Origin of the sequence: Xenorhabdus aichiensis (assembly GCF_028598775.1) — a bacterium.
GTDB classification, from domain to species: Bacteria; Pseudomonadota; Gammaproteobacteria; order Enterobacterales; family Enterobacteriaceae; genus Xenorhabdus; species Xenorhabdus bovienii.
Genome location: NZ_JAQRFO010000010.1, coordinates 62,919 through 79,426 on the forward strand (window position 1 = coordinate 62,919; position 16,508 = coordinate 79,426).

The following is a 16,508-nucleotide window of genomic DNA, read 5'->3' on the forward strand; positions in this document are numbered from 1 at the left end:
TAAAGGGGCATTTGATTGGGCTAAACCTGTTGATAATAATATGGCTATCTATTGTAAAACTGTATTCTGATACAAATCCCACCGATTCCCGTAAATATCCTCAAATACCACCACCACACCATATTCCTCCTGACGGGGTTCTTCACAAAAATGAACGCCGTTTTCTTTCATTTTGTGGTAATCACGCCAAAAGTCGTCAGTTTGCAGGAAAAGGAATACTCGTCCACCACACTGATTACCAATAAACGCTTCCTGCTTTTCGTTGGAAGCCCTTGCCAATAATAAATTACAATCACTCTCAGGATCGGGTGTCACGACAACCCATCTTTTACCCGGCTGTGGGGTATCTTCTACCAGCGTAAATCCTAATTTATTTGTGTAATAATCAATAGCTTTGTCGTAATCATCAACAACAATGGCAACATAACCTAGACATCTTTTTTGTGTTCTCATGTTATTCCTTTTAGCTTTGACACCCGACACATTACTCTTTCACGGGAAGTTATCTTACGGAAATATAAATTACAGCATCCGGGTTCCCAGAGTCACGTCTCGTTCTGGCTGGAGCAGTACAGTGCCTTGATCGTCACAGACGGCGGCCAGAACGAGGACTTCTGACTTAAACCCCGCCACTCTTCTTGGTGGGAAGTTGACGACTGCCAATACTTGTTTGCCGATTAATTGTTCTTCTGTGTAGTTTTGGCATATCTGGGCGGAGCTCTGTTTTTCACCGATATCACTGCCAAAATCGATGTAAAGTTTATAGGCTGGCTTAATGGCTTTTTCGTTTTTTTCTGCTTTGATGATTTTGCCTACGCGGATATCGAGCGACATAAAGGCGTCAAAGGTGGCAGGTTCGAGATGTATATTTTCCATAATGTATGACGGGTTGTTCAAATAATATTATTTAACATAAGCATAATGCGAAAAAATGTTCAGGGCAAAATAGCTTCTGATTTATGGAATGTTGATCGCAATGATCCGTTCTTTGGCAAATTATTCCTGTTAACGCACGCCACCCGTAATCATTTTGACAGGGTGTATCTGTGGGTAGTAGTCAGAAATAAGTTTCTGGCCTAACTGCCAGCGAAGATTATCCATATCGTGTTGATGGCTGTTGCATAGCAAGCCAATGACACTGCCACTATGGGCGACGTTCAGGCCATAAATTCCACTTCGTTCGACTAAATCCAATAATTGATAAAACCGGGGCTTAGGCAGTATTGGCTGGCTCGCGATGGCGCTCAGTGTGCAGGCTTCCCCTAGACGATAGTTGTCATGATATTTATTTGCTATACGAAATTGCCGCCATGCTTGTTGGAGCAGCGGCGCACTTTCCAGCAAGAGTTGATGGCGATCCCGCCGATGGTACTCTTCTGTCAAAATAGTTTGCCGACTTTCCAACAGCAAAATATCGATATTCGGCTGCCATGAGAAGGGGATCTGAGTTTGGGCGGTCAGGTGATCGAACAACGTTAATGGTGCAAACACCGTGCTGTCAGTCGGTTCGAGCTTGACGCAGAGTTGCGCGAGGGTGGTGCTGTTCAGCGATTTACCCAGTAATTTGGCCGTGGCGTGTGCAGTGGCGGCAATATCTGCGGTACTGCTGGCCATGCCTTTGGCTATTGGGATCGTCGATTGGTATTCGATGCGCAGGCAGGCCGATAATTCAGCCGGTTCACTCCAGTGTTCCAGCAGCAATTCCACCATCTGGCGCATACGTGGCCGTTCATCAGCAGAGGGACGGCCTTCGCTGACCGCGACACAACTGAACCAGTTAATGGGGCAGGAGATCAATTTTTCTCCGCCGAATAGCCACCCTTGTAACAGTTCTCCGCAGGAAGCCGGGCAGTAGGCTTCAGCCATGCTCGAAAATGTGCTGTATGGCGGCGATCAGGCGCTGGTTTTCCTGTTCGCTGCGCACGGCGATTCGATAGTAACTCGCGTCCAAGCCGACATAGTTTTTACAATGGCGGATCAGCAGCCGATGTTCAAGCAGTGTGTGCCATAAATCAAGACTGGGCTGATGGCAGCGAAAGAACAGGAAATTCGCAGAAGGCGGCCAGACGGTGAGTTCAGGGCAGGAGGAAAGGTGCGTCCAGAGATAATGTTGTTGTAATTTTAGCCATTGATGGGTAGCGGTGATATAAGCCTGATCATCCAACAAGATTTCACCCACCCGTGCCGCAAGGGCATTAATAGACCACGGTTCGCGCTGGCTTTTCATCCACGCAATTCCTGCGCGATCCCCGCTGACCAGATAGCCTAGTCGCAATCCCGGAATGGCGAAAAATTTTGTCAGTGATCGCAGCACATAAAGGTGGCAGGTGGCGGCAATGTGCGGGATCAGACCTCGGTTATCGGGCAAAAAATCCATAAAGGCTTCATCAACAATCAGCGCTATGCGGTGCTCTTCACAATGTTGCACCAACGATTGCAGAAACCGGTTGTCTGGCATTAAACCGGTTGGGTTATTGGGCGTAGCAATAAAAATACAATCGGGTTGGGTCATTGTCAGTGTATCTAGCAGGCGTAGATCGGGTTGAAATCCTGCGTCTTCTGTTAATGGATACGCGATGATCTCAGCCCCAACGTGCTGTAAGGCTCGGCGGTATTCAGCGAATCCGGGGGTGAGGAGCAGGGCGCGTTTCGGGTTGAGGTAACGGACAACGGCGTAGATCAGTTCTGTCGCTCCATTGCCTGCTATCACAGAAGCGGTATCGCACTGATGAGCGTCAGCGAGCGCTTGATGCAAATGGCGATATTCTACGTCGGGGTATTTTTCGATGCAGGCAAGGTTATCTTTGATCAGCGCCTTCACCCGTTCTGGTGCGCCCAACGGGTTGATATTGGCGCTGAAATCGACGAGTTCGTTGGCTGGAATGCCGAACCGTTGAGCAACTTCGATGCTATTGCCGCCGTGTTCACTCATTATGTCACCTGCCGGGTGAGAGGGTTCATCATGACTGCGGTTGAACTGAGTGTGATGGGGGTGGAGGTAAAGGCGAGTATTTCAGTTAACCGGACGACATTACCAATCACAATCAATGCGGGCGCATGCAGTTGGTGATGTTCAACTTCTGCGGCCAGCGTTGCCAGTGTAGCGATGGTCATCTCCTGTCTGGGCTGGCTGGCATACATAATTACCGCGGCGGGCGTAGCGGGAGGTTTACCGAATTGTATCAATTGCTGGCAGATTTCGGCCAGACGGCTCATGCCCATCAGAATAATCAGCGTGCCATCCAATTGGGCCAATGCGCGCCAGTTTTGTGGTTCGTTACCTTGGGAAAGGTGGCCGGTCACCACATGGAAGCTGGATGCATAATCGCGGTGGGTAACGGGAATGCCGGCATAAGCCAGCCCGCCAATGGCGGAACTGATACCCGGAATAATTTCAAATTCGATGCCCTGTTGTGCCAGCGTTTCTGCTTCTTCGCCCCCGCGTCCAAATACATAAGGATCGCCGCCTTTCAGGCGCACGATTTGTTTCCCGGCCAGAGCGTGTTTAACCAGAATCTGGTTAATTTCTTCCTGCGGGATCGGGTGGTGATTGCGCTCTTTGCCAACATTAATGATGTCGCAGTGTTCTGGTGCCTGTGCAATCAACTCAGGATTGACGAGACGATCATGCACAATGACATCCGCAGATTGAATGTAATGCAGCCCTTTAACAGTAATTAACGCGGCTTCGCCCGGGCCTGCTCCGATTAGCCATACTTTGCCTTTATTCATAGAACTCCCTTTATATTTTCCTTCTTATATAGAAGCGTATAGAGGAACGCGGGTGGTATGAATGATATTTAATGACCGGATTGTGTTTTTCTCGTTCTTTTAATCTCAATTCAATCTGGTTTTTAATTTAACGTATTATTACGTGAGTGTGAATAAAATGAATTTGATTTAGGTCAATATTCGTTTATTTAAAAATAATGGATTCTTTTGATTCATATAATAATTACCCGAAAATATTTATCTGTATGAAAGTTTTTTTGTCATATTAATGATCTATATTTTAGTTTGTTTTATTATTTTCATATAAAAAATAAATATTATTCAATATGTTATGTTTATTTTTGTTGTCTGTATATTTGTTTTTCTATAATTATTTTTATTTATCCATGAATAAAAATAGTGTTTAAAATTCAATAAGTATGAACAAGATCACAAAAGTTATCATGTGTATTTTTATAAATATGAAAACTGTGTATTTTGAAAATTGATTAATGACTCTCCGTTATTTTAATATAAAATTCCAGTTTGTAATGATAGTGTTAATGTATTCCTTGTGTGATCAATAAACGGTTGTTTTAAGACCCTATTGGGTGTTTTATTAATATAATAATGAAATAAATTTATTTTCCTATTATTAAGGCTATGCGTGTATTTGGTTATTTAAAATAGGTTGAATCTGTTTTATTTGATAAATATCAATGAGAGAGATTGGATATTCCAGTTCTAATGGCAGGGAATAGTTTTAGCTAAATGGTTCAGGTAAATAGTTTGAAGTAAATAGTCTGGGGAAATCCTATGCGGCAGAAATATGCTTTTGTCATTGCAGGTACAGGCAGCGGATGTGGCAAAACCACCGTCACACTGGGGATCATGCGCACACTAATGTGCCGCCAGCTACGGGTTCAGCCATTCAAGGTGGGGCCTGATTATCTGGATGGTGGCTGGCATCGTGCGGTGACAGGAGTGGCTTCCCGCAATCTGGATGCTTTTATGCTGCCTGTCCCTGTTCTGAATGGCCTGTTTAATCAGGCTGTAGCCGATAAGGATGTTGCCGTTATTGAAGGCGTCATGGGGCTATATGATGGCTATGGTTCAGACCCTGATTATTGCAGTAGCGCGGCGTTGGCAAAGCAGCTTGGTTGTCCGGTGATTTTAGTGGTGGATGGCAAGGCGGTTTCTACGTCCATTGCTGCCACAGTGATGGGGTTTCAGCACTTTGATCCTTCCGTCAATATTGCGGGTGTGCTGATCAACCGGGTGAACCATGATAGCCATTTTCAGTTGTTGAAACAGGCGATTGAAGACTATTGCGGCCTTCCCGTCTTGGGGCATATTCCCGTCATGCCGGATATCGCACTGCCTTCCCGTCATCTTGGGCTGATCCCGTCCCAAGAGCGAAATAACCAACATGATGAACAGTGGCAGAATCTGGCGCACCAGATAGAAACGACGGTCGATCTGGACAAGCTACTGGCGTTGACTCCATTACCGACATTACCGCAAGGCGATATTGCTTCCCTTGTCGATCCGGCCAGCGGTCAGGGGCTGACGCTGGCACTGGCGGAAGATGAAGCCTTTCATTTTTATTATTCCGACAACCTGCTGTTGCTGGAACAAGCGGGTGTGGTCATCAAACGTTTCAGTCCGTTGCACGATAGCCAGTTGCCGGAGTGTCAGATGATCTATCTGGGCGGGGGATATCCTGAAATGTATGCCCAGTCACTGGCGGCCAATCACGCTATGCATGAGGCATTGCGTCAGGCGCAACGAAAAGGCATTGCCATTTATGCGGAATGTGGCGGCCTGATGTATCTCGGTGAAGCCCTGACCGATACAGAGGGCGTTCGCCACCCTATGGTGGGTTTGATTGCCGGTGAAAGCCAGATGGGAAAGAGTCTGAAACGCTTTGGTTACTGCGAGGCGACGGCGATCTGCGACACGCTTTTGGTGGCGAAGGGGGAAACCCTGCGCGGGCATGAATTCCATTATTCTGATTTCACGTCCGCCGAGACGCCGGTATTCCACTGTACCAAACAGCGTAGCGGCATGGCGCAGAAAAGCTGGTTTGGCGGATATCAAAACGGCAATACGCTGGCGGGGTATCTGCATGTTCATTTTGCCCAATGCCCTGATTTGCTCCATCGCTGGTTGACGATAGCCCGCAAGCAGATGGCAAGGGGGCAATCATGACCGTTTTACTTTGGTTTGCGGCGTTTGTCCTCGATATGAAACTGGGCGATCCCCCTCATTGGCCGCATCCGGTGCGCTGGATAGGCCGGCTGATCAGCCAGTCCGAGCGCATTATTCGTCGGCGGTGCAAAACCGAAGCTGATTTGAAATGGGGCGGGGTGGCATTGTGGCTGGTGGTGGTGGGCAGTGTCTGGCTGATGAGTTATTTGGTTCTGTGGTTGGCTTATGGTGTGGCGTTCTGGTTCGGCATGCTGGTGGAAGTCTGGCTGATTTATACCGTGCTGGCCGGACGTAGCCTGAGTGATGCGGCCAATGCGGTCTATCAGCCATTGAAACAGGGCGATCTGGCGGCCAGCCGTCAACAACTGGCTCAGATTGTTGGACGGGAGACGTCACAGTTACAACCGCCGCAAATTAGCCGTGCCGCCATTGAAACGGTGGCAGAAAACAGCGTGGATGGCGTGATTGCTCCGTTGTTCTTCCTGATGATTGGCGGCGCTCCACTCGCGATGGCTTATAAGGCGGTAAATACCCTCGATTCGATGGTGGGCTATAAGACGCCCCGTTATCGGGCGCTGGGCATGTTCTCGGCTCGCATGGACGATGTGGCGAACGGGATACCTGCGCGTTTGGGCTGGCTTTTGCTGGCGCTGGCGGCGAAGTGGCAGGGGTTGGATTTTCGTCAGGCACTGCGTATCGGCTGGCGTGACCGTTACCAACACCGGAGTCCCAACAGTGGCTGGCCGGAAGCCACGGTAGCAGGCGCATTGGGTATCCGGCTTGGCGGGCCGAGTGTCTATTTTAATCAGCGGGTTGAAAAACCGTGGATCGGTGACGCACGGCGTGAAGTCACACCGGAAGATATCCCGCAGTCCGTGCAGATGATGTGGGTGGCATCGGTGATGGCGTTCCTGCTGTTTGCGCTGCTGCATAGCCTGGTCAGCGTAACGCCATTCAACGCAGTGTTATAAGAAGAGGAAACAAGATGAACTATCCTCAACGCTCGTATATTCAACAACCTCAGCAGATTGAGCAACATAGCTTTGACATTATCACGGAGATTATCCGTGAATCGCGCCCTGATTATCGTTTTGTGGATGCCGGGCAGGAAGCGGTGATTAAACGGGTGATCCACACCACCGCTGATTTTGACTGGCTCGATATCCTCCATTTCTCACCGGATGCCCTGCATCGTATTCGCGATGGGATCTTGCGCGGCTGCACGTTATACACCGATACCACGATGGTGTTATCCGGCATCAATAAAACCCGTCTGGCGCAATATGGCAGTGAATGTCGTTGTTATGTCAGCGATCCCCGTGTCGTGCAAATGGCGAAAGTGCAGCAGATCACCCGTTCAATGGCGGCGGTCGATATTGCTTTACAAGAAGCAGGGGAGAAGATTTTTGTCTTTGGTAATGCCCCCACTGCGCTGTTTCGCTTGCTGGAACATCAATCCGCGCCTATTGCCGTCGTCGGGGTTCCGGTGGGGTTTGTCGGGGCGGAAGAGTCTAAAAACGCGCTTATACATAGCGGCTTGAGCTGCATTGCGGCGAGAGGGCGCAAAGGCGGCAGCAATATTGCCGCGGCGATTATCAACGCTGTTTTGTATCGGATGCCGGAGGTGCGGCATGAATGATACGTTGAATGAAACGTTGAATGGAACACCGAACACGCAGGCAGAAAGCCTTGGTACGGTCTGGCACCGGGGGAAACAGTACCGCAAAGGTTATACCACCGGCTCTTGTGCCACGGCTGCTGCGCGGGTGGCGGCGTTAATGATCCTGCGCCAGCAGATTATCCATCAAGTTTCCATCGTAACTCCTTCCGGCGTCACGTTGGCCTTGAACGTTGAACAGCCGCTGATTGAAGGTCAGCAGGCGGTTGCGGCGATCCGCAAAGATGGCGGTGATGATGTTGACGCCACCCACGGTATGTTGATTTTTGCTCGCGTCTCCCTGAATGACAGCGGAATTATCACGCTGGATGGCGGTGAAGGGGTTGGCAGAGTCACGCGGGTCGGGATCGGTCTGCCAATAGGCTGGGCGGCCATCAATAAAACGCCGCGGCACACCATCGAAGAAGCGGTGCGTGAGGTGATTGGTCTTCAGCGTGGGGCGGATATTGTGATCTTTGCGCCAGAGGGGGAGGAGCGGGCGAAGAAAACCTATAACGACCGGCTGGGGATCAAAGGGGGAATTTCGATTATCGGTACGACGGGCATCGTCATGCCGATGTCAGAAGAGAGCTGGAAGCGTTCGCTGGCGCTGGAATTGGAAGCTAAACGCGCCAGCGGGTTGGATCGGATTATCTTTGTGCCGGGTAATCACGGTGAGCGTTTTGTCAGTCAGCAGTTGGGTATTGACGGAAATTATGTGGTGACGATGAGTAACTTTGTCGGCTACATGCTTCAGGAAGCGGTGCGTTTACAGTTTAGCCATGTGGTACTGGTGGGGCATGTCGGCAAGCTGGTGAAAATCGCAGCGGGTATTTTCCATACCCACAGCCATATCGCGGATGGCCGTATGGAAACGCTGATCGCCAACCTTGCCGTAATGGGTGCGCCTTTCGAATTGATTCAGGCCGTTGATCACTGTGATACCACCGAAGCCGCCATCGAACTGATCGCGGAACGTGGCTGGCAGGCGGTGCATCAGCAGATTGCCCGGAAGATCTGCGGACGCGTTGATCAAATGCTGCGTTTTTCCAGCGGCAGGCCACAGTGCGATGCCATTCTTTTCTCCTTTGATAATCAAGTCCTGGGCTGCAATCGGCCAGTGGATGAGATTGTGGAGGGGTTCCGATGATTACGGTCGTTGGCATCGGCCCCGGCGCCATCGCAAATCAGACGCTGGCCGCGCTGGCCGCCATCAAACAGGCGGAAATCTTGGTGGGAGGCGCACGTCATCTGGCTGAATTTCCCCATTTCCGTGGCGAAACCCGCCGTTTGAATGCCGATATGGACGGATTGATGCAATGGCTTGAACAGCGCCAATATCAGCAGGTTGTCGTGCTGGCGTCGGGCGATCCCCTGTTTTATGGCATTGGTAAACGCATCGCTGAACATTTTGTCGGCGAGCCGCAAAACATTCGCATCATTTCTGGCATCAGTGCCATTCAATATCTGTGCGCCCGAATTCTGCTGGATATGAACGATATCTACCTTACCAGCAGCCACGGTCGAAAACCGGATTTTGACTGGCTGCTCCGGCACGAAAAAATCGCAATGGTGACGGATGAGGTGATTGGCCCCCGCCAGATTGCGGAAGAGATTTTGGCACGCGGGCAGCATCGCCGGATGGTGATTGGTGAAAACTTGTCACAGGAAAACGAGCGGATTGTTTGTCTGAGTGCGCAACAGGTCGCCGAATGCGGTGACATTAATTATGGCTTGAACGTGGTGGTGATCCTTAATGAAAGATGAACTGTTTTTGCGTGGTCATCGCATTCCCATGACCAAAGAAACTGTCAGAGCGCTGGCACTGGAACGGCTGGAACTGGCAAAAGCCCGACGTCTGATTGATGTCGGGGCGGGGACAGGCAGCGTCAGTATTGAAGCTGCATTACGTTATCCCACGCTGGATGTCCTCGCGATTGAACGTAAGGAAGAGGCGCTGGCACTGATCTATGAAAATGTCCGACACTTTGGCTGTCACACTGTCCGCATTCAGGCGGGTGTTGCACCGCTGCCCTTGGAAGAAGCCGCCGATGCCATTTTTATCGGCGGAACGGGTGGGCACTTGACGGAATTAATCGATTGGGCGCTGGAACATCTGCATCAAGGTGGGCGTTTGGTGATGACGTTTATCCTGCTGGAAAACTTTATGCAGGCATTGGCGCACCTGCAATCTTGTCAGGTGGTGTCCCTTGATGGCCGTGAAATTCAGATTGGGGAATTGACCCCGTTGGGGCAGGGGCACTATTTCAAACCTAACAACCCCACCTATTTGATTTCCTGCCAGAAGTTTTTCGAACACCTGTCCGATCCAAAGGAGAGTGCTTATGACTGAGTATGTTGATACCGAACCTGCGCGTTTTGATGCCGGAAAAGTCTGGTTTGTTGGGGCGGGGCCGGGAGATAAAACTCTGATCACCTTGAAGGGGTACCAGTTGTTGCAACAGGCGCAAGTGGTGATTTATGCCGGATCGCTGATTAATCGGGAACTGCTGGAATATTGCCGCGCGGATGCAGAGTGCCATGACAGCGCCCGTCTGACATTACAGGAAATTACTGATTTGATGGTGAGCAGCGTCAACGCTGGAAAATTAGTTGTGCGCCTGCAAACGGGAGATCTATCGCTATTCGGCTCTATTCGTGAGCAGGCCGAAATGCTGACCCGTCAGGGCACAGGTTTTGTCTCTGTGCCGGGAGTCAGCGCCTTTCTTGGTGCGGCTGCGCAATTGGGGGTGGAATATACCGTCCCCGAAGTTGCGCAAAGCCTGATCATCACCCGCATGGCTGGCCGAACGCCGGTGCCGCCACGGGAAACACTGGAAGCCTTTGCGGCTCATCAGACATCTATGGCGATCTTCCTGTCGGTGCAGGATATGGCTGGCGTCGCTGCTCGGTTGAGGCAGGGTGGCTATCCGCAGGAAACCCCCGTCGTGGTGGTTTACAAAGCAACGTGGCCGGATTGCCAGATTGTTCGCGGCACATTGGACACGATTGCTGAACAGGTACACACGGCAGGTATTCAGAAAACCGCCCTGATTTTGGTCGGTGCGTTTCTTGGCGAGGAGTACCACTACTCAAAACTGTATGATGCGGGGTTCAGCCATGAATATCGTCAAGCATGATGAGCGGATCGCGTTGTTCTGCCTGACATTCGGCGGCATGGCATTAGCGCGCCGTCTGCAATCTCATCTGGCCGTGGATTGTTTTACTTCCCCTGAACTGGTGGAAACGGGGTTCAGGGCTTTCGACAGTGGCTTTGCCAATACGGTACGCAATGCGTTCATCCAATATGGCTCGCTGGTTATGGTCGGTGCGACGGGGATCGCCATCCGCGTGATTGCGCCACTGCTCAGGGACAAACTGACTGATCCGGCGGTTGTTGTGCTGGATGAAAAAGGCCAGTTTGCCATCAGCCTGTTATCGGGGCATATGGGCGGTGCGAATGATCTGGCGCGACAGGTTGCGGATCTGCTTGGCGGACAGGCGGTTATCACAACTGCAACGGATGTCAACAAAATCGCTGCACTTGATGTGTTATCCCAGCAAATTGATGGCGAAATGGCAGATTTTCGCGCCAGCGTCAAGACAGTGAACCAAATGCTGGTCAATGGCAAACGAGTGGGAATATGGTGGCATCCGGCGCTGATTGACGAAAAAGGGCAGTGTGATACCCGTGGATTTATTCCGGTGGAGTCCCTTGATGATCTGCCGGAACTCGATGCTTTAGTTTACGTCAGCCACCGACGGGCAATACCCGTATTGGCGATCCCGACCTTCAAATTAGTGCCACGCCGGATTATCGCGGGTATTGGCTGCCGACGCGGGGTCGCCGCTGAACGGGTCGCGCAATTATTGGATCGTCATCTGGCAGAATATGATTTTGACCCTCTGGCATTAAAAGCCATCGGCAGTGTGGAATTGAAACAAGAAGAGCCGGCTTTAGTTCAACTGGCGGAAAAACGCCGCATTCCTTTTCAAATTTTCTCTGTTAACCAGCTCGCCCAATGTGAACAGGCATTCCCTGCCTCTGAATTCGTGCGCAAAACCGTGGGCGTCGGTTGTGTCTCCCAACCCGTTGCCTGGCTGATGAGCCAGGGGCAGCTGGTTGGCCATACCCTGCGTGAGCAGGGCGTCACTATCACATTAGGAGTATTGCAGCCATGTTAACCGTCATTGGAATAGGCCCCGGCAGTGAAGCCATGATGACGCAGGAAGCGATAGCCGCACTGAAAGCCGCGGACATCGTGGTGGGTTACAAAACCTACACCCATTTGGTAAAGCCGCTGGTGGGCGATAAAGAGATTATCAAAACCGGCATGTGTAAAGAGATTGAGCGCTGTCAGGTGGCGATTGATCTGGCAGAAGAAGGCAAAAACGTCGCGCTGGTCTGTAGCGGTGATGCGGGGATTTATGGCATGGCGGGGCTGGTTCTGGAACTAGTCAGTCAGCATGAACGTCATGTAGAAGTGCGTCTGGTGGCTGGCGTGACGGCCAGTACCGCTTGCGCTTCACTGCTTGGTGCTCCTCTGATGCACGATTTCTGTCATATCAGCCTGAGCGATTTGCTCACTCCGTGGGCGGTGATTGAAAAACGGGTACGGGCAGCCGCGGAAGCGGATTTCGTGGTGTGTTTCTACAATCCGCGCAGCCGTGGCCGCGAAGACCATCTGGCACGAGCCTTTGCGTTGATGGCACCGTGGACGCCGGCAGAAACACCCGTCGGTGTGGTTAAGGCGGCGGGGCGTAAGAAAGAAGAAAAATGGCTGACCACTTTTGGCGAGATGGATTTTTCCCGCGTTGATATGCGCAGTCTGGTGATTGTCGGCAATCAATCCACTTACGTGCGTGATGGGCTGATGATCACACCAAGGGGGTACAGATTGTGAAACAGCCACAAATCCATATTTTTGGCGGCACGAGTGATGCCCGCCAGATTTGCATGATGATGGATAGCGCTGGCATTGGCTATCGCCTGTCTGTTGCCACGCCCACGGGAGCGCAGCAGGCGGCTGATATCCGCGGTGACATTGTGATTGGCCGGATGGAAGCGGAGGGCATGGTGGATTATCTGCAAAAACAGAGAACGCAGAGGGTCATTGATGCTTCTCATCCTTATGCCGAGCGGTTGAGCCAAAACATCGTGCAGGCCTGTCAGAAGCTGGATATTCCCCTGATCCGTTATATCCGTCCGAGTGATATTGATGATGTCGAACATGCCTTGATCCATAAAGTGACGACCCTTGATCAGGCGTGCGAAGTGGCCGCCAGATTAGGCGAACGGATTTTGCTGACCACCGGCAGCAAACAATTGGCCGATTATGTTAGCCGTTTGGCGGGAAAAACCGTGCTGGCGCGTGTCTTGCCGACGGCAGAAGTCTTGGCGCTATGTGAATCCTGCGGCCTGTCGGTTGATCAGATTTTTGCCCTGAAAGGCCCATTCAGTGCCGATTTTAATCGGGCATTTTACCAATTTTGTCAGGCGGATGTGGTCATTACTAAAGAATCCGGTGAACAGGGCGGTTTCAAGGATAAAGTCGAGCCGTGCCTTGCGCTGGGACTGCCCTGCATCGTGATCTGCCGTCCGGTACATCCGTTTAACGGTGAGGGAATTATGCAGGCCAATAGTCTGGAAGAGATGGCGCAGCTATTGGCGAGTTTCCCCGTGATAGCTAACTAATAAGGGATAACGCGATGAAAAAAGCACTCTTGGTGATCAGTTTCGGAACCAGTTATCCAGAAACGCGAAAAAATAATATTGAAGCCTGTGAGCAGCAGTTGGCTTCTGTCTTTCCTGATAGGGAACTGTTTTGCGCTTTTACCTCCGGTATGATTATTCGCAAATTGCGGGAGCGCGATGGCATTCACATTGATACGCCTCTCGAGGCGCTGACCAGACTGCATCACGCCGGTTATCACGATGTCGCGGTTCAGTGCCTGCATATCATCAAAGGTGACGAGTATGAAAAAGTTCTCCATGAAGTAGAAAGATTCCGTCCGCAATTTCAACGTTTGGTACTGGGAGCCCCTTTACTGAGCAATTTTGAAGACTATCTGCAATTGATGAGAGCGCTGCACCACCAGCTCCCCAGATTGGGTGACAAAGAGTGTGTGGTCTTCATGGGACACGGTACGACTCACCCCGCTTTTTCTGCTTATGCCTGTCTGGATCACTTGATGACGCATTATCACTTTCCGGCTCGCGTGGGGGCAGTGGAAAGCTACCCGGAAATTGCTTTGATTATCAAGGGACTGAAAGCCGAAGGCATCCGTAAAGTCCACTTGATGCCGTTGATGCTGGTGGCAGGGGATCATGCCATTAATGATATGGCTTCTGGTGAAAGTGGTTCTTGGAAATCACAGTTGGAAAAGGCCGGTATGACTGCCATCCCTTGGTTGCAGGGATTAGGCGAAAACCCGATGATCCGGCAGATGTTTGTTGCTCATCTTGCGGATGCCATGAATGAAAAGGTCAGGGAGGACGCGTGATGAGCGGAAAACTGTATGTCATAGGGGTTGGCCCCGGAGCGAGTGATCTGATTACTGTACGGGCTGCCCGTATTCTGGCCAGGCTGGATGTCATTTATGCTCCTTCTGGCAAAAAAGGCGTTCAGAGCCTCGCTCATTCCATCGTTGAAGAATATCTCTCACCTGAAACTGAAGTGTGCACTTACCATTTTTTAATGAAATCAGACCGGGTAGAAAAAGAAGTCGTGTGGGATAGAGTCGCACAAGCCCTGCAAGAAGAAGTGGCGAAAGGCAGAAAAGTCGGCTTTATCACACTGGGCGATCCGATGCTGTTCAGTACGTGGGTGTTTCTGCTGGAGCGGATCGGCAATCCGCCGTGGCTGGAAATCGTACCGGGAATTACCTCATTTGCGGCGATTGCGGCACGCAGTGCAATGCCATTGGCGATGGAAAATCAAACCTTGTCCGTTATCGCCGGTACGGCTCCCGATGCGGTTTTGGAGCAAGCCTTGCTCAATCATGACTGCATCGTCCTGATGAAAGTTTACTCGAATTTTGAACGGATACGCGGGCTGCTCCAGCGCCACCAACTCCTGCAACACGCGCTGATGATGGCTGATGCGACCTTGCCGACAGAACAGTGCTGGCGGCATCTCGACGCATTGGATAGCGGGCAGGGGCTATCGTATTTCTCAACGATTTTGATTAATAAAAACTGGCAATTATCGAGGTGAGTTATGCAACAGAAACTAACGAAGTTTTCGTTATCTGGTGCGGCTATCGCACTGCTTTTAACGTTGGCCCCGCAGGAAGCGTTCGCCATGCATGTCATGGAGGGGTTTTTGCCCCCGATGTGGGCAATTGCATGGTGGCTGGCTTTTCTGCCCTTTTTGGCGGCAGGCATTATGAGGCTGCGTCAGATTGTGCAGGAAGACAGTAACCAGAAAGTGTTGCTGGCACTGTGTGGTGCATTTATTTTCGTCCTGTCTGCGTTGAAAATCCCCTCTGTCACCGGAAGCTGTTCTCATCCGACCGGAGTCGCGCTGGCGGTGATCTTGTTTGGCCCTTCTGTTGTTGCGGTACTGGGTGCGATTGTCCTGCTGTTTCAGGCGTTGCTGCTGGCGCACGGCGGCGTCACCACGCTGGGGGCTAACGGCATGTCAATGGCCGTGATTGGCCCGCTGGTGGGGTATCTGGTATGGCGTTTCTCCTGCAAAATAGGCGTACGCAAAGATATCGGTGTCTTCTTCTGTGCTTTTATCGCCGATATTGTCACCTATGCCGTCACCTCCATTCAGTTGGGTGTCGCTTTCCCCGATCCACAACTTGGCATGGGGGCAGCCATCATCAAATTTATGGGCATTTTCTGCATAACCCAGCTACCGATTGCGGTTGCTGAAGGTTTACTGACCGTGCTGATTTACGATCAGTTAGTGAAAAGACAATTAATTCAGGCTCGCAGTTTTTAAGGAGTGTTGAAGATGAAAAAGACATTAATATTGCTGTCTCTGCTGGTTGCCCTGTGCGTTATTCCGTTTTTCATCGATCACGGTGGGGAGTTTGGTGGCGCGGATGGTCAGGCTGAAGCGCAAATCATGGAAATTGCGCCCAATTATACCCCTTGGTTCGAATCCTTATATGAACCGGCCAGCGGCGAAATTGAAAGCCTGTTGTTCACATTACAGGGCAGCCTCGGTACTGCCGTGATTTTCTACATCCTTGGTTATTATCGTCGTGGCCGTAAAGATCATGATCGGCATTGATAAACTGAGCGACCAGAGCCGTTGGCGCAATAAAGATCCCAGGGCGAAATTCGCCCTGTATCTGCTGTTTATGGTGCTGGCGATGGGGCTATCCCCCGTATGGCAGGCCGCACTGTTATTTGGCCTTGCCCTATTCACCTGCTATCTGCTGCGGATCAGCCTGCTGCGCTACCTGAAATGGCTGTTGATCCCGCTGGGGTTTCTCGGCATTGGTCTGATTGCTATCGTACTGTCCGCCAGTTTGCAGCCGGACAGCCTGTTGTGGGGATTTAAAGTAGGGCAATATTGGCTGGGGATTGATTCACAGGGCGTAAACATGGCTAATCAGACGCTCTGGCGTAGCCTTGCAACGTTGGCGGCAACATTCTGGTTTATGCTGAATATGCCCTTTGAGCAGATGATTAAGTTACTGAAATTCTGCCGTGTTCCCCATCTCTTGATTGAACAGATCCTGTTGACATGGCGCTTTATTTTTATCTTTGTGGAGGAAGCGGCCGCGATCCACCGCGCACAATCACTGCGCTTTGGTTATCGTTCTCTGCGAACGGGCTACCGCTCACTGGCGATGCTGGTTGGTATGCTGTTTGCGCGGGTGATGAGCCGTTATCAGCAGATGAGTGTGGCGCTGACACTCAAACTGTATCAGGGTGATTTTCATCTATAACCTGGGGAATTGTGGCTTC

Annotated in this window: 20 protein-coding genes; 15 read left to right on the forward strand and 5 right to left on the reverse strand. The window is 51.0% G+C overall.

All coding sequences use genetic code 11. The annotated features are described in order from the left end of the window. Positions 1-48 precede the first annotated feature (48 nt). From PSI22_RS06705 to cobA, 5 genes are all read right to left on the reverse strand, one after another. Positions 49-453, reverse strand: a complete 405-nt coding sequence (locus tag PSI22_RS06705; protein WP_273579095.1) for a VOC family protein — start codon at positions 451-453, stop codon at positions 49-51. Positions 454-522: 69 nt separating this feature from the next. Then, positions 523-876, reverse strand: coding sequence for a tRNA-binding protein (locus PSI22_RS06710; RefSeq protein ID WP_038195605.1), 354 nt, complete (start codon positions 874-876; stop codon positions 523-525). 129 nt (positions 877-1,005) lie between these two features. Then, on the reverse strand, positions 1,006-1,866 hold the full coding sequence (locus PSI22_RS06715) for a GHMP family kinase ATP-binding protein (protein WP_273579096.1): 861 nt from the start codon (positions 1,864-1,866) through the stop codon (positions 1,006-1,008). Continuing rightward, positions 1,859-2,932 (reverse strand): threonine-phosphate decarboxylase CobD, encoded by a 1,074-nt coding sequence (gene cobD / locus PSI22_RS06720; protein WP_273579097.1) that lies wholly within the window; start codon positions 2,930-2,932, stop codon positions 1,859-1,861. The genes PSI22_RS06715 and cobD overlap by 8 nt, the downstream gene beginning before the upstream one ends. Next, positions 2,932-3,732, reverse strand: a complete 801-nt coding sequence (gene cobA / locus PSI22_RS06725; RefSeq protein ID WP_273579098.1) for a uroporphyrinogen-III C-methyltransferase — start codon at positions 3,730-3,732, stop codon at positions 2,932-2,934. Before cobA ends, cobD begins: the two co-directional genes overlap by 1 nt. A gap of 795 nt (positions 3,733-4,527) precedes the next feature. Between cobA and PSI22_RS06730 the strand changes: the two genes are divergently transcribed. The 15 genes from PSI22_RS06730 to PSI22_RS06800 are packed head-to-tail and all read left to right on the forward strand — an operon-like array spanning position 4,528 to position 16,489. Beyond that, on the forward strand, positions 4,528-5,922 hold the full coding sequence (locus PSI22_RS06730) for a cobyrinic acid a,c-diamide synthase CobB (RefSeq protein WP_273579099.1): 1,395 nt from the start codon (positions 4,528-4,530) through the stop codon (positions 5,920-5,922). Continuing rightward, a complete protein-coding gene (gene cbiB / locus PSI22_RS06735) occupies positions 5,919-6,893 on the forward strand; it encodes an adenosylcobinamide-phosphate synthase CbiB (protein WP_273579100.1) in 975 nt (324 codons plus the stop codon). The genes PSI22_RS06730 and cbiB overlap by 4 nt, the downstream gene beginning before the upstream one ends. A 14-nt stretch (positions 6,894-6,907) precedes the next feature. Then, a complete protein-coding gene (locus PSI22_RS06740; protein ID WP_273579101.1) occupies positions 6,908-7,561 on the forward strand; it encodes a cobalt-precorrin-8 methylmutase in 654 nt (217 codons plus the stop codon). After that, entirely contained in the window at positions 7,554-8,729 is a 1,176-nt protein-coding gene (cbiD, locus tag PSI22_RS06745) for a cobalt-precorrin-5B (C(1))-methyltransferase CbiD (RefSeq protein WP_370689008.1), read from the forward strand. The genes PSI22_RS06740 and cbiD overlap by 8 nt, the downstream gene beginning before the upstream one ends. Continuing rightward, entirely contained in the window at positions 8,726-9,346 is a 621-nt protein-coding gene (locus PSI22_RS06750) for a cobalt-precorrin-7 (C(5))-methyltransferase (RefSeq protein ID WP_273579102.1), read from the forward strand. Before cbiD ends, PSI22_RS06750 begins: the two co-directional genes overlap by 4 nt. Continuing rightward, positions 9,336-9,932: a decarboxylating cobalt-precorrin-6B (C(15))-methyltransferase gene (locus tag PSI22_RS06755; protein WP_273579103.1), complete on the forward strand. Its 597-nt coding sequence runs from the start codon at positions 9,336-9,338 to the stop codon at positions 9,930-9,932. Before PSI22_RS06750 ends, PSI22_RS06755 begins: the two co-directional genes overlap by 11 nt. Further along, positions 9,925-10,719: a cobalt-precorrin-4 methyltransferase gene (locus tag PSI22_RS06760; RefSeq protein ID WP_273579104.1), complete on the forward strand. Its 795-nt coding sequence runs from the start codon at positions 9,925-9,927 to the stop codon at positions 10,717-10,719. Before PSI22_RS06755 ends, PSI22_RS06760 begins: the two co-directional genes overlap by 8 nt. Further along, entirely contained in the window at positions 10,700-11,764 is a 1,065-nt protein-coding gene (cbiG, locus tag PSI22_RS06765; protein WP_273579105.1) for a cobalt-precorrin 5A hydrolase, read from the forward strand. Before PSI22_RS06760 ends, cbiG begins: the two co-directional genes overlap by 20 nt. Continuing rightward, a complete protein-coding gene (locus PSI22_RS06770; protein WP_038185795.1) occupies positions 11,758-12,483 on the forward strand; it encodes a precorrin-3B C(17)-methyltransferase in 726 nt (241 codons plus the stop codon). The genes cbiG and PSI22_RS06770 overlap by 7 nt, the downstream gene beginning before the upstream one ends. Beyond that, a complete protein-coding gene (locus PSI22_RS06775; RefSeq protein WP_273579106.1) occupies positions 12,480-13,274 on the forward strand; it encodes a cobalt-precorrin-6A reductase in 795 nt (264 codons plus the stop codon). The genes PSI22_RS06770 and PSI22_RS06775 overlap by 4 nt, the downstream gene beginning before the upstream one ends. A 14-nt stretch (positions 13,275-13,288) precedes the next feature. After that, complete coding sequence (gene cbiK, locus PSI22_RS06780) at positions 13,289-14,083, forward strand: sirohydrochlorin cobaltochelatase (RefSeq protein ID WP_273579107.1); 795 nt, start codon at positions 13,289-13,291, stop codon at positions 14,081-14,083. After that, positions 14,083-14,796, forward strand: a complete 714-nt coding sequence (locus PSI22_RS06785; RefSeq protein WP_273579108.1) for a cobalt-factor II C(20)-methyltransferase — start codon at positions 14,083-14,085, stop codon at positions 14,794-14,796. The genes cbiK and PSI22_RS06785 overlap by 1 nt, the downstream gene beginning before the upstream one ends. 3 nt (positions 14,797-14,799) lie before the next feature. Further along, the gene (locus tag PSI22_RS06790) at positions 14,800-15,531 is read left to right on the forward strand and encodes an energy-coupling factor ABC transporter permease (protein WP_273579109.1); all 732 of its coding nucleotides are present in this window, start codon (positions 14,800-14,802) and stop codon (positions 15,529-15,531) included. 12 nt (positions 15,532-15,543) lie between these two features. Continuing rightward, positions 15,544-15,825 (forward strand): energy-coupling factor ABC transporter substrate-binding protein, encoded by a 282-nt coding sequence (locus PSI22_RS06795; protein WP_273579110.1) that lies wholly within the window; start codon positions 15,544-15,546, stop codon positions 15,823-15,825. After that, positions 15,812-16,489 carry an energy-coupling factor ABC transporter transmembrane protein gene (locus PSI22_RS06800; protein WP_038243719.1) on the forward strand — a complete coding sequence of 226 codons (678 nt, stop codon included), beginning with the start codon at positions 15,812-15,814 and terminating at the stop codon, positions 16,487-16,489. The genes PSI22_RS06795 and PSI22_RS06800 overlap by 14 nt, the downstream gene beginning before the upstream one ends. Positions 16,490-16,508: the final 19 nt, after the last annotated feature.